At 62.2% G+C, this 13,514-nt stretch carries 10 protein-coding genes; 5 read left to right on the top strand and 5 right to left on the bottom strand.

The window, feature by feature from the left end; all coding sequences use genetic code 11:
• The first annotated feature begins 109 nt into the window (after nucleotides 1–109).
• The gene (locus HU773_RS15070) at nucleotides 110–325 is read left to right on the top strand and encodes a TOBE domain-containing protein (protein ID WP_003173733.1); all 216 of its coding nucleotides are present in this window, start codon (nucleotides 110–112) and stop codon (nucleotides 323–325) included.
• Between the two features lie 33 nt (nucleotides 326–358).
• On the opposite strand, the gene HU773_RS15065 is transcribed toward HU773_RS15070, so the two are convergent.
• From HU773_RS15065 to HU773_RS15055, 3 genes are read right to left on the bottom strand one after another with little or no spacing between them, the layout of a single operon-like run.
• The gene (locus HU773_RS15065; RefSeq protein ID WP_057959370.1) at nucleotides 359–1,507 is read right to left on the bottom strand and encodes a MalY/PatB family protein; all 1,149 of its coding nucleotides are present in this window, start codon (nucleotides 1,505–1,507) and stop codon (nucleotides 359–361) included.
• A gap of 49 nt (nucleotides 1,508–1,556) precedes the next feature.
• Nucleotides 1,557–2,237, bottom strand: a complete 681-nt coding sequence (locus HU773_RS15060; RefSeq protein ID WP_057959371.1) for a Crp/Fnr family transcriptional regulator — start codon at nucleotides 2,235–2,237, stop codon at nucleotides 1,557–1,559.
• Between the two features lie 47 nt (nucleotides 2,238–2,284).
• On the bottom strand, nucleotides 2,285–3,172 hold the full coding sequence (locus HU773_RS15055; protein ID WP_057436851.1) for a LysR family transcriptional regulator: 888 nt from the start codon (nucleotides 3,170–3,172) through the stop codon (nucleotides 2,285–2,287).
• Between the two features lie 113 nt (nucleotides 3,173–3,285).
• On the opposite strand from HU773_RS15055, the gene HU773_RS15050 reads away from it, so the two are divergent.
• The gene (locus HU773_RS15050; RefSeq protein WP_057445050.1) at nucleotides 3,286–4,146 is read left to right on the top strand and encodes a DMT family transporter; all 861 of its coding nucleotides are present in this window, start codon (nucleotides 3,286–3,288) and stop codon (nucleotides 4,144–4,146) included.
• Nucleotides 4,147–4,235: 89 nt separating this feature from the next.
• Here the strand turns inward: HU773_RS15050 and narL are convergent, their stop codons facing one another.
• Nucleotides 4,236–4,883, bottom strand: coding sequence for a two-component system response regulator NarL (narL, locus tag HU773_RS15045; protein WP_081044232.1), 648 nt, complete (start codon nucleotides 4,881–4,883; stop codon nucleotides 4,236–4,238).
• An 11-nt stretch (nucleotides 4,884–4,894) separates the two neighbouring features.
• Nucleotides 4,895–6,700: an ATP-binding protein gene (locus tag HU773_RS15040; RefSeq protein WP_115128332.1), complete on the bottom strand. Its 1,806-nt coding sequence runs from the start codon at nucleotides 6,698–6,700 to the stop codon at nucleotides 4,895–4,897.
• A gap of 310 nt (nucleotides 6,701–7,010) precedes the next feature.
• On the opposite strand from HU773_RS15040, the gene HU773_RS15035 reads away from it, so the two are divergent.
• From HU773_RS15035 to HU773_RS15025, 3 genes are all read left to right on the top strand, one after another.
• On the top strand, nucleotides 7,011–8,276 hold the full coding sequence (locus tag HU773_RS15035) for an MFS transporter (RefSeq protein ID WP_081044233.1): 1,266 nt from the start codon (nucleotides 7,011–7,013) through the stop codon (nucleotides 8,274–8,276).
• Nucleotides 8,273–9,670 (top strand): NarK family nitrate/nitrite MFS transporter, encoded by a 1,398-nt coding sequence (locus HU773_RS15030; RefSeq protein WP_057959377.1) that lies wholly within the window; start codon nucleotides 8,273–8,275, stop codon nucleotides 9,668–9,670. The genes HU773_RS15035 and HU773_RS15030 overlap by 4 nt, the downstream gene beginning before the upstream one ends.
• A gap of 70 nt (nucleotides 9,671–9,740) precedes the next feature.
• A complete protein-coding gene (locus tag HU773_RS15025) occupies nucleotides 9,741–13,514 on the top strand; it encodes a nitrate reductase subunit alpha (protein WP_186625163.1) in 3,774 nt (1,257 codons plus the stop codon).

The following is a 13,514-nucleotide window of genomic DNA, read 5'->3' as shown; positions in this document are numbered from 1 at the left end:
AAAGGAATAAATAAATAGTTATTTATTCCTTTTATTGTTGGTGCGGAGGGCGCATTTTAAAGGCCTGCGCATTCGTGCGGATTGACCCAACAGTGAAAGGAAAACCCACATGACCATCAAAGCGATCAACGTGCGCAACCAGTTCAAGGGCGTGATCAAGGAGATCCTGCTCGGCGAAGTGGTGTCCGAGATCGACGTGCAGACGGCGTCCGGAATCGTCACTTCGGTGATCACCACCCGCTCGGTGCGCGACCTGGAGTTGAAGGTGGGCAGCGAAGTGATTGCCTTCGTCAAATCCACCGAAGTGTCCATCGCCAAGCTCTGAGTCCAGCCCTTGCAGGCGTCGGCAAGCCGGCGCTTACAAGGTTTTCAGCGCACGTTCCAGGCGTGAAATACCTTCTTCGAGCAACGCCCGCGGGCAGCCGAAGTTCAAGCGCACGAACTGCTGGCTGTCATCGCCAAACTCCACACCTGCACTCAAACCCACCTTGGCCTGTTCCAGGAAAAACCGCTGTGGGTCGTCCAGGCCCAGGGCGCTGCAATCCAGCCAGGCCAGGTAGGTGCCTTGCGGGGCATGGATGACCACGCCGGGCAGGCGTTTTTGTACGGCATCCAGCAGGTAGTCGCGGTTGTCTTGCAGGTACGCTACCAACGCTTTCAACCATTCATCACATTGGCTATAGGCCGCCCAGGTGGCTTCCAGGCCCAGGGGGCTGACGCTGTCGACCATGCCGCAGCGCGCCTTGTTGAAGCGTTCGCGGATGAGCGGGTCCTGGACAATGGCAAAGCAGGTTTTCAGGCCGGCGACGTTGTAGGCCTTGCTGGCTGACATCAGGGTAATGGTGCGGCGGGCGATTTCTGCGCTCAGCGACGCGGTGGGGATATGCCGGCGCCCGTCAAAGCACAGCTCGGCATGGATTTCGTCAGAGATAATCAGCGTGCCCTGATCCAGGCAGGCGTTGGCCACGGCCAGCAGCTCCTCGCGGGGGAACACCTTGCCCAGTGGGTTGTGGGGGTTGCTCAACAGCAACGCACCGGCGCCTTTCAAGGCCTGGCGCAAGGCGGGCAGGGGGGTGAGGTATTCGCCCTGGTCGTTCAGTTCGAAGGGCACTTCGATCTTGGGCAGGTTCCAGTTGCCCGCGGCATGGCGCAGCGGCGCATAGTTGGGGGTTTGCAACACCACCGACTGGCCTGGCTGGACAAAGGCGTGCAGGGCCATGTTGAAACCGGGCTCGACGCCCGGCAGGAACAACAGTTCATCGGGCTGCACGCGCCAGGCGTACTTGTCCCACAGGTCGCGGATGATCGCTTCGCGCACTTCTGGCCGGGCGACGCTGTAGCCGAGCATCTGCTGGTCCAGGCGTGCGTGCAGGGCCTTGAGGATCGCCGGTGGCGCGGCGATATCCATGTCGGCAATCCACATCGGCAAGACATCTTCTGGGTAACGGCTCCACTTGGTACTGCCGGTGCCGAGGCGAGGGTGGATCGTGTCGAAATCAAAGCTCATGGGGGCGCTCGTGTCAGGAAGGCGGGCGAAGAATGCCGTCGATTCTAAGTCAGCCGGCCTGATAGGTCATCAATTGCTCCTCGCACATAATGCGGATGGTGCGCCGTTGCACTTCAATCAGCCCGGCGTCCACCAGCCGATGCAGAATCCGCGAAAACGTTTCTGGCTGAATCCCCAGTTTGGAGGCCACCAGGCGCTTGGGCACTTGCAGCACTACATCGCCACTGGCCAGATCGCGCTCCTGGATCAGGAAGCTGATGACCCGGCGGCTGGCGTTGGCCAGGCTCAGGGTGTCGATGTCCTTCAGGCGTTGATGCAGGTGGATGCTCATCGTGCCGAGGATCGCCAGGCAGATCTGCGGCTGGTCCTCCAGGGCCTTGCGGTAATGATGGCCCTCGATGCTCACCAGCACGCTGTCCTTGAGCGCCGTGGCACTTACCGGGTACGCCTTGGCCTGGCTGAACAACAGGGCTTCGGCAAAAGTCTGGCCGGGGCGGATGACTTCCACCAGATGCTCCTGGCCTTCGCCGGTGACCCGGTGCAACTTGACCTGGCCGCTGACCAGCAGGAAAAACCGATCGGCAGGGTCGCCCTGGTGCATCAGGGTCACATGCCCGGGCAGACGCTTGAGGTTGGCCAGGGTGCAGACGTCCTGGAAGATCTTCTCCGGCAACGGACTGAACAGATGATGCCGGCGCAGGGTTAAGACGATGGATGGGTGGGTCAACATGGCGTACCTCCGCTCCCGCCCATGGTAGGGCGTGCGGCCGGCGGGGCCTATGCCTCGTTGGAGGTAGCTCCGTAGAGGGAGTGTTCGCGCAGCAGTGCCGAAAATGCGTCCCGGGCCGGGTGACAACCTGCATGGGCGTGCCAGTAAAACCGGTTGTCGATGTGCGTCAGTTCCGCGAACTCATGGCCTTGCCAGTTGGCACCCTGGCGGTATTGCTCGTAGATCCCCCGAGGCACCAGCGCGGCGCCGCTGCCAGCACTGACACAACCGACAATCGTGCCGTAGCTGGCGATGCTGACGATGGGGCAGACCTGGTCGTGGCGAGACAACCACTGCTCCAGCGCCAGGCGATAGGGGCAACCTGAGGGCCACATAAACAGGGTCAGGCCCTGCAGATCCGCGACGCTGCGCACCGGGCCCAGCGACGTGGGGGCAATCAGTACCAGGTCTTCGCTGTACAGCACCGCGCTTTCCAGCCCCGGGCGTTGCACATCCACGGCGACAATCGCCGCGTCCAGCCGATGGTGCTGGATATCATCGAGCAACTGCGACCAGGTGCCGGTGCTCAACTCCAGCGACACTTGGGGGTACAACGCGTGATAACGCGCCAGCAGCTGTGGCAAGCGCCCGGTTGCACTGGACTCGATAGCACCGATGCGCAGTCGCCCATGGGGCGCGCCACCGGGGGCGACGGCACGCCGGGAGGCTTCGGTCAGGTCGAGGATTTTCGTCGCATATTCGATAAACACTTCGCCGGCGGGGCTGACCCGCAGACCCCGGCCCTCGCGCACAAACAGCGCGACGCCGAGTTCCTGCTCGAGGGACTTGAGCCTTGCGGTGATATTGGACGGCACGCAATGCAGCTGCTGCGCCGCACGGGCGATGCTGCCCAGTTCGTAGACCGCCTTGAACATGCGCAGTTGGGACAGTTCCATGGTTCACCTGGAGTGAAGAGTGGGCTCAGTTTAAGTCACTTTTTTCCGGGGCTGGGGTTTCTCATACTTTTGCCAGGCAGTGCCTGTGCGCTGCCACGTCCCTGAGAACGCTCATGCCCCGTGCAAAAATTATCCTGGCAACACTCTTCGTCATTCTCTGCTGGGCGTATTCGCCGATCGGCATCCATATCGCGTTGCAGGCTTATGCGCCCGATAACCTGGCGTTGTTGCGTTTTTTGATCGCCTCCGGGTTCATGGCCGGTGTGGCCTGGATCAAGGGGATTTCCCGGCCCCGACTGCGGGATTTGCCTTTGTTTGCGGTGCTGGGATTGTTTGCCGTGACACTGCACCACATCGCCCTCAATTACGGCCAGCGCGGTGTGAGTGCCGGCGCTGCCAGCGTCCTGGCGCAATCCACGCCCTTGTTCAGCGCGTTACTTGCCAGCACGCTGTTCAGGGAGCGGCTCGGGGCCTGGCAGTGGGGTTGCGTGCTCGGCGGCCTGCTCGGCGCCGGGGTGGTGGCGGTAGGGGATCGCGGCTTGGGCGAGCTGGATGGGCATGGGTTGTTGATCCTACTGGCGGCGGCGTCCTGGAGCCTGTATTTCGCTCTGCAAAAGCGTTATTCCCAGCATTACGACGGGCTGACCCTGGTGTGTTTCACCCTCTGGTCAGGTACGGCGTTGCTGCTGGTGTATCTGCCAGGGCTGCCGGCGGAGTTGGCCCAGGCTTCGGTGTCGGTGAACCTGGCAGTGCTGGTGCTGGGCATCTTTCCCAGTGCGCTGGCGTACCTGGCCTGGGCTTATGTGCTGACGCATAGCCAGGTCAGTCGGGCAGCGATTGCGCTTTATCTCATACCGCCGGTGGCGATGCTGATGGCGTGGGTGATATTGGCGCAGCGGCCTTCGGTGATGGTGATTGTGGGGACGGTGATTGTCCTGGCGAGTGTGGGGGCGTTGACGGTGAAAGTGCGGTGACGTAACTGACTGTCGCCGTTGGGTGGCTGGCGATGGCCATGTTTGGGGTGGGGTACAGATCCGTTGTTGCGATGGCGGTACATCAGTCCCTACCCAGCCTGACGCAAATGCTCCATCGCCCACACCGCCGCTTCCACCCGCGAGCGCAACCCCAGCTTGTGCAGCAAGTTCTTCACATGCACCTTCACCGTGCCCTCGGTAATCCCCAGTTTGTGCCCGATCACCTTATTGCTATACCCCCCGGCAATGGTCTTCAACACCTGCCGCTCGCGCTCGGTCAGTTCCACCGCCGCATGGGGCTGGGGCGAGCGCAGGGCCTGGGCCAGCACCCGAGTCAGGCCGGGGCTGATCACCAGGGCGCCGTGCAGGGCATCGCGGATGTACTGGATCAGCAACTCCGGCTCCATGTCCTTGAGCAGATACCCATTGGCATCCAGGCGCAGGGCGTCGCGGATGTCGTCTTCGGCATCGGACACGGTAAACAGCAAGACCTTGCCGCCATAGGCCATGGCCCGCAGGCGGCGCAGGGTTTCCAGGCCGTTCATCTGCGGCATGTTGTTGTCCAGCAGCACCAGGTCCGGTTGCAGCGATTCGATCAGGCCCAGGGCTTCTTCGCCATTGCCGGCTTCGCCCACCACGTGCAGGTCATCTTCCAGTTCGAGCATCTGGCGCATGCCGTGGCGCATCATCGGATGGTCGTCGACGAGCAGGATGCGGTGGCGGACTGATGGGTTGATGAGCGCCGTGTTCATGACAAGCTACCTTCTTGTAGGGAGGGCCCGAGAAATTCCGGGCGAAACAGCAAGTGCACCCGGGTGCCCTGGGGCTCGCGGGAGGAAATGTCCAGCTGGCCGTGCAGGCTGCGGGCGCGTTCGTCCATGATGGTCAGGCCGTGGTGTTCACGTTGGTCCACCGGCTCGCTGAAGCCGCGGCCATCGTCTTCAATGCTCAGGCTGACGGTTTCGCCATGCTGGCGCAGTTGCAGCCAGGCATTCTCGGCATGGGCATGGCGCAGGCAGTTGGACAGGGCTTCGCGGGTCACCTGCAACAGGTGGATCTGTTCACTGGCCGACAGCTGGAAGGCCAGGGCATCCACGTGCAGGTGTACCTGGAACTCGCCACGCCGGGAGAATTCCTCGGCGGTGTCTTTTAGCTCCTGGACCAGCCCGGCATCGTGAATTTGCAGGCGGAAGGTGGTGAGCAGCTCCCGCAGTTGCCGATAGGCATTGTTCAGGCCTTCGCGCAGTTCGCCGGTGACGGTTTCCAGGGTGGCCTTGGGTTCGTCGCGGCGCAGCAGGGTCTGCATGCGGCTGACTTGCAGCTTCATATAGGACAGGGCCTGGGCCAGGGAATCATGCAGTTCGCGGGCGATGATGGTGCGTTCGTCGAGCAGCAGCAGGCGGTGGTCCTGCTCGCGCTGGCGTTTGAGGGACAGCGAGGTGCCGATCAGGTTGGCCAGGGCCTGGATCAGTTGTTGCTCCCAGGCCTGGGGCGCATGGCCGTCGACAAAGTGCGCCTTGAGTTCGCCCAGTTCCGCGCCCTGGTTGCTGATGCTGAACACCTGGGGCGGGGCCACGTGATGGCGCTCGCAGGTGGCGCAATCGCCAATGGCGCAGACGTTGCGGCTGTTGCCGCCGTGCAGCGCGAGCATCTGTTGCGCCGGGGCGAGGAAGTGCCCTTGCAGGCACAGCGACAGGCGCAGGCCCGGCAGGCGTTTCTGGAAGCGCCGGATCAACTCGTCGAGACCTTCGGCGTTGGCCAGGCGCGTGGCCAGGCTGCGACTGCTCTCGTAGAGCAATTCCAGGGCGGCGTTGGCCTGTTGCAAATTGAGGGTTTTTTGCTGCACCTGGCTTTCCAGGGTGCGGTGGGACTGCTCGATGGTTTCGGCCAGGGTGTTGAAGCTCAGGGCCAACTGCCCCAGCTCATCCTGGGAGCGGTGATTGACCCGGGTCTGGTAATCCCCCTCACGAAAGCGCCGGGTGGCGTCCACCAGTTCCTTCAAGGGGGTGACCACGCCGTACTGCAATTCATACAGCCCAAGCAGCAGGATGATCAGCGTGCTGAACAGCGCCAGGCCCTGGATCAACTGTTGCCAGCCTTGTTTGTGCTCGCTCTGTTGCTGCAACAGGCTGACGAACTGGTTCAGTTGCTCGACAAAGGCCGGCGCGCGTTCGCGGAAGAGGGCGCCGTCGTCGCGCTCGATGGCCGGGCGCAGCTCCTGGTTCCAGTGTTGCTGGATCTGCCGGTAGCTCTGTTGCAAGGCGCTGTGGGGGCCGTCTTCCAGTACTGCTTTCAGCGACTGGCTGTCGAGGCGCCGTTGCAGGCTTTGAGTGATGGCCTGGATCTCGTTGGCGGGGGCATGGTCGGCGAGCTTCCAGCTCAGGTGGTAGGTCTCCATGCGCACCGAGCCTGCGGTGTTGATGGCCGCGCCATCGCCCTGGCTGAACCAGGCGATCAGCCCGGCGCTCAGGGAACTGGCCAGGGCCAGGATTGCAATCAGGATCACCGCGACACCGGCGCGTGCGGGCAGGGAGCTGCGCAGCCAGTTAAACATCACGGCGTAATCGAAGGGGTAAGAACAGCAGCATGACGGCACCTGGCACGGGAAACAGCATTGAATTGTGCATTCCCTGGCGCACTACCTCTAAAGAGTTGCCGGCGGACCCTCCCACGGGAAAAAGCCGGCACAAGAGATCAATCCATTGATAAATAAAGACTTTCTCTTGTTATTGGGCCTACCTCCTTAGAGGTAGACGGGCTAAGCATAGGCCAATACCCCCCAGGCGGACGTTGATCTGGGTCAAGTTCCTGGAGGGCCTCGCCCCTAACCTGCGCTCATGGAATCACTTCTGGGAGCGCAAACCGTGACTCAACCCCGTGTAAGACAGGGCCTGGTGCTGGGCATGAGTACACTGGCCTTCACCGTGTGCTTTATGGTCTGGATGATGTTCGCCGTCCTCGGCGTGCCGATCAAAGAGCTGCTGCAACTCAACGAAACCCAGTTCGGCCTGCTGGCCGCCACCCCGGTACTGACCGGCTCCCTGGTGCGCCTGCCCCTGGGCCTGCTGACTGACCGCTTCGGCGGGCGCATCGTGTTCTTTGTCTTGATGCTCACCTGCGTGCTGCCGCTGTACTTGATCACCTACGCCACCGCTTTCTGGCAATTCCTTGTGCTGGGGCTGTTTGTCGGCCTGGCCGGCGGCTCGTTCTCGGTGGGTATCGCCTACGTCGCCAAGTGGTTCGACAAAGACAACCAGGGCTTTGCCATGGGCGTGTTCGGCGCCGGCAACGCGGGGGCTGCAGTCACCAAGTTTCTGGCGCCGGCCCTGATTGCCCTGGGGACCTGGCACCTGGTGCCGAAAGTGTTCAGCGCGATCCTGTTTATCACCGCGCTGCTGTTCTGGTTCCTCACCAGCGAGAACAAGGCCCACCGCAGTGCCGGTGGCGCGACCTTGCGCGAGCAACTGCTGTGTCTCAAGGACCCGGCCGTGTGGCGCTACTGCCAGTACTACTCGATTGTGTTCGGCGGCTACGTGGCCCTGGCGCTGTGGGCGACCAAGTACTACGTGCAGGAATACGGCTTCAGCCTGCAAAGCGCCGCGCTGTTGGCCGCGTGCTTTTCCCTGCCCGGTGGCGTGCTGCGCGCTGTGGGCGGCTGGATGTCCGACCGCTGGGGCGCACAGAGCGTGACCTGGTGGGTGCTGTGGGTCAGCTGGATCTGCCTGTTCCTGCTCAGCTACCCGCAGACCCAGTTGCAGGTGCAAACCGTCAATGGCCCGCTGGACTTCCATATCGGCCTCAACGCCACCCTGTTCACCGTGCTGCTGTTTGTGATGGGCATCGCCTTCGCCTTCGGCAAGGCCTCGGTGTTCAAGTACATCGCCAATGACTATCCGCAAAACATGGGCGCGGTGTCCGGCATCGTCGGCCTGGCGGGCGGCCTTGGCGGCTTTGTCCTGCCAATCATGTTCGGCGCCCTGGTGGACCTCACCGGCGTGCGCTCCTCCTGCTTCATGTTGATGTACGGCGTGGTCTGGGTATCCCTGACCTGGATGTACTTCAGCGAAATCCGCAAGCAACCGCTGCTTGGTAAAGCGGCGGCCCAGCCTCTCCAAGGAGAATCCGCATGACTATCGCGCAAAAGCCCAACTCGGGCCCGGTGATCCACGACTGGCGCCCTGAAGACCCGGCGTTCTGGGGCGCCAGCGGCAAGCAGACCGCGACCCGCAACCTGTGGATCTCGATCCCGGCGCTGCTGTTGGCCTTCGCCGTGTGGATGGTGTGGAGCACGGTGATCGTGCGCCTGAACGCCATCGGCTTCAGCTTCACCACTGACCAGCTGTTCTGGCTGGCGGCATTGCCCGGCCTGTCTGGCGCCACCTTGCGCGTGTTCTATTCGTTCATGGTGCCGATCTTCGGTGGCCGCCGCTGGACGGCCCTGAGCACTGCGTCGCTGCTGATTCCATCACTGTGGATGGGCTTCGCGGTACAAGACCCGAGCACCTCCTACAGCGTGTTTGTATTGATCGCGCTGCTGTGCGGCTTCGGTGGCGGCAACTTCGCCTCGAGCATGTCCAACATCAGCTTCTTCTATCCCAAGTCCCAGCAAGGCACGGCCCTGGGCCTGAACGCCGGCCTGGGTAACCTGGGGGTGTCGGTGATGCAGTTCTGCGTGCCGCTGGTGATTACCTTCGGTGTGTTCGGCCTGATTGGCGGCCAGCCACAGACCCTGGAAGACGGCAGCCAGTTGTGGTTGCAGAACGCCGGGTTTATCTGGGTGCCGTTCATCATCACCGTGACCCTGTTTGCCTGGTTCGGCATGAATGACCTGTCCAGCGCCCGCGCTTCGTTCAGCGAGCAGGCGGTGATCTTCAAACGCAAGCACAACTGGCTGATGTGCTGGTTGTACCTGGCCACCTTCGGCTCGTTCATTGGCTTCTCGGCCGCCTTCCCGATGCTGATCAAGACCTCGTTCCCAGACGTCAACGCCTTGAAATTCGCCTTCCTCGGCCCGCTGGTAGGTGCCCTGGTACGCCCATTGGGTGGCTGGCTGGCCGACAAACTGGGCGGTGCGCGGGTGACCTTGTGGAACTTCGTGCTGATGATCGTGATGGTGTTCGGCGTCCTGCACTTTTTGCCCCTGAACGGCGAGGGAGGCAGCTTCTACGGCTTCCTCGGCATGTTCATGCTGCTGTTCATCACCACCGGCATCGGCAATGGCTCCACCTTCCGCATGATCCCGGTGATCTTCCGCACCCAGCATGAAAAGGCCAGCGCCGGCAAACCTGCCGCCGTGCGTGAGCAAGCCCTCAAGGATGCCAGCAAGGAGTCGGCAGCAGTGCTGGGCTTCAGCTCGGCAATGGGCGCCTTCGGTGCGTTCTTCATCCCCAAGACCTTTGGCTCGTCCATGGCCTACACCGGCAGCCCGGCCATGGCGTTCTACATGTTTGTCGGCTTCTACCTGACCTGCATCGTCGTGACCTGGTGGTGGTATGCGCGCAAAGGCGCCGAGACCCCCTGCTGAGTCGACCCCGAATTCAAACCTTGCGTGGGCGGGGCACAGAACCCCGCAGCAAGCCTGAGAGGAAAGCACCATGAGTCATTTACTGGATCAACTGCGGTTCTTCAATCGCAAGCAAGACGAGTTCTCCGAAGGTCACGGCGAGACCCGCAAGGAGTCCCGCGACTGGGAAAACGTCTACCGTTCGCGCTGGCAGTACGACAAGATCGTGCGCTCCACCCACGGGGTGAACTGCACCGGCTCGTGCTCGTGGAAGATCTACGTGAAGAACGGCCTGATCACCTGGGAAACCCAGCAGACCGACTACCCGCGCACCCGTAACGACCTGCCCAACCACGAGCCGCGCGGCTGCCCCCGTGGTGCGAGCTACAGCTGGTACATCTACAGCGCCAACCGCCTGAAATACCCGAAAATCCGCAAGCCATTGCTCAAACTGTGGCGCGAGGCGCGCCTGACCCTGTCGCCGGTCGAGGCCTGGGCGAGCATTGTCGAGGACAAGGTCAAGGCCGACGCCTATAAAAGCAAGCGTGGCATGGGGGGCTTCATCCGTTCCAACTGGGATGAAGTCAACGAGATCATCGCCGCGTCCAACGTCTACACCATCAAACAATATGGCCCGGACCGCATCGTCGGCTTCTCGCCGATCCCGGCCATGTCCATGGTCAGCTACGCCGCCGGTTCGCGTTACCTGTCGCTGATCGGCGGTGTGTGCCTGAGCTTCTATGACTGGTACTGCGACCTGCCGCCAGCCTCGCCGATGGTCTGGGGCGAGCAGACCGACGTGCCGGAATCGGCCGACTGGTACAACTCCAACTACATCATTGCCTGGGGTTCCAACGTTCCGCAGACCCGTACCCCGGACGCACACTTCTTCACCGAGGTGCGCTACAAGGGCACCAAGACCGTGGCGATCACGCCTGACTATTCGGAAGTGGCCAAGCTCACCGACCTGTGGCTCAACCCCAAGCAGGGCACCGACGCGGCACTGGCCCAGGCCTTCAACCATGTGATCTTCAAGGAATTTCACCTGGATAAACCGAGCGCCTACTTCACCGAATACGCCAAGCGCTATACCGACTTGCCGGTGCTGGTAATGCTCAAGCCGATGACCGGTTTTGCGCCGGGTGCAGGCTTCCAGCCGGACCGCTTCCTGCGCGCCTCGGACCTGGTCGACAACCTGGGCCAGGACAACAACCCGGAATGGAAAACCATCGCCCTCGACGAAAGCGGCGAGCTGGTTTCGCCACAAGGTTCCATCGGCTATCGCTGGGGCGAGAAGGGCAAGTGGAACATCCTGGCCAAAGAAGGCGGTGAAGGTCGCGAGATCGACCTGAAACTGAGCCTGATCGGCGATGACGTCGCCGAAGTGGCGTTCCCGTATTTTGCCGGTGAAGCCCACGACTACTTCCAGCACGTGGCCGGCGATGCCGTGCAATTTCGCCGGGTACCGGTACACAGCGTGACCCTGGCCGATGGCACGGTGGCCAAAGTGGCGACGGTGTTCGACCTGTCGGCGGCCAACCTGGCCATCGACCGTGGCCTGGGCGGCAACAACGTGGCCAAGGACTACAACGACGCCAGCGTGCCGGGCACGCCAGCCTGGCAGGAGGCAATCACCGGGGTCAGCCGCGAGAAGGCCATCCAGATCGCCCGTGAGTTTGCCGACAACGCCGACAAGACCCGTGGCCGCTCGATGATCATCGTCGGCGCGGCGATGAACCACTGGTACCACATGGACATGAACTACCGCGGGCTGATCAATATGCTCATGCTCTGCGGTTGTGTCGGCCAGACCGGCGGCGGTTGGGCGCACTACGTGGGCCAGGAAAAACTGCGTCCGCAATGCGGCTGGCTGCCCCTGGCATTCGGCCTGGACTGGAACCGTCCGCCACGCCAGATGAACGGCACCAGCTTCTTCTACGGCCACAGCTCGCAATGGCGCCACGAGAAGATGAGCATGCACGACATCCTCTCGCCGCTGGCCGACAAGTCGCAGTTCCCGGAACACGCCCTGGACTACAACATCCGTGCCGAACGCGCCGGTTGGTTGCCCAGCGCGCCACAACTCAATACCAACCCGCTGCATATCTGCCGTGATGCGGCGGCTGCCGGTATGGACCCCAAAGACTACGTGGTCAAATCCTGGCAGGACGGCACCCTGCGCTTTGCCTGCGAGCAGCCGGACAGCCCGGTGAACTTCCCGCGCAACATGTTTATCTGGCGCTCCAACCTGCTCGGCTCGTCGGGCAAGGGCCACGAGTACATGCTCAAGTACCTGCTCGGCACCAAGAACGGGGTGATGAACGAAGACATCGGCCACAGCACCGAATGCAAGCCAACCGAGGCCGAATGGGTCGAAGACGGCGCCATCGGCAAGCTGGACCTGGTGACCACCCTGGACTTCCGCATGTCCTCGACTTGCGTGTATTCCGACATCGTCTTGCCGACCGCCACCTGGTACGAAAAAGACGACATGAACACCTCGGACATGCACCCGTTCATTCACCCGCTGTCGGCGGCGATTGATCCTGCGTGGGAGTCGCGTTCGGACTGGGAAATCTACAAAGGCATCGCCAAGGCGTTCTCGGCCATGTCGGTCGGCCATCTGGGTGTGGAACAAGACCTGGTCACCGTGCCGTTGATGCATGACAGCGTGGGTGAATTGGCCCAGCCGTTTGGCGGCACTGACTGGAAAAGCGCCGGTGTGGCGCCGGTACCGGGCAAGAATGCGCCGAACATGGCGGTGGTGGAACGGGACTACCCGAACATCTACAAGCAGTTCTCGTCCCTCGGCCCGATGCTGGAAAAACTCGGCAACGGCGGCAAGGGCATCAACTGGAACACCGATGAAGAAGTGCAGTTCCTCGGTGAACTCAACCACCACGAAGGCGACGCGGGCATCAGCCACGGCCGGCCAAAAATCGACACGGCGATTGACGCGGCCGAGGTGATTCTGTCCCTGGCTCCGGAAACCAACGGCAAGGTCGCCTTGAAAGCCTGGGCGGCGCTGTCGGAATTCACCGGCATCGACCACAGCCACCTGGCGATTTCCAAGGCCCACGAAGCAATCCGCTTCCGCGATATCCAGGCACAGCCGCGCAAGATCATCTCCAGTCCCACCTGGTCGGGCCTCGAAGACGAACACGTGAGCTACAACGCCGGCTACACCAACGTCCATGAAAACATCCCATGGCGCACCATCACCGGCCGCCAGCAGTTCTACCAGGATCACCCGTGGATGCAGGCGTTCGGCGAGCAGTTGATGAGCTACCGGCCACCGGTCAACACCCGCACCATCGAAGGCGTGAAGGGCAAGCGCAGCAATGGCGAGACCGAGATCGTCCTGAACTGGATCACGCCGCACCAGAAATGGGGGATTCACAGCACCTACAGCGACAACCTGCTGATGCTCACCTTAAGCCGTGGCGGCCCGATTGTGTGGCTCTCGGAAATCGACGCCAAGCGCGCCGGGATCGAGGACAACGACTGGATCGAATGCTTCAACGTCAACGGCGCGCTGACCGCCCGTGCGGTGGTCAGCCAGCGGGTCAAGGAAGGCATGGTGATGATGTACCACGCCCAGGAACGCATCGTGAACGTACCGGGTTCGGAAACCACCAAGACCCGCGGCGGCCACCACAACTCGGTCACCCGCGTGGTGCTCAAGCCGACCCATATGATCGGCGGCTATGCCCAGCAGGCCTACGGTTTCAACTATTACGGCACGGTCGGCTGCAACCGCGATGAATTCGTGGTGGTGCGCAAGATGGTCAAGGTCGATTGGCTCGATGGCTCCAGCGGTGATGATCTGCCGCGTCCATTGCCGACCGATATCGAGGAGAATTGA

It is taken from the genome of Pseudomonas shahriarae, assembly GCF_014268455.2.
In the GTDB taxonomy this organism is placed as follows: domain Bacteria; phylum Pseudomonadota; class Gammaproteobacteria; order Pseudomonadales; family Pseudomonadaceae; genus Aquipseudomonas; species Aquipseudomonas shahriarae.
Note: the sequence above shows the minus strand (reverse complement) of the source record. Positions and strands in the feature narration are given on the sequence as shown.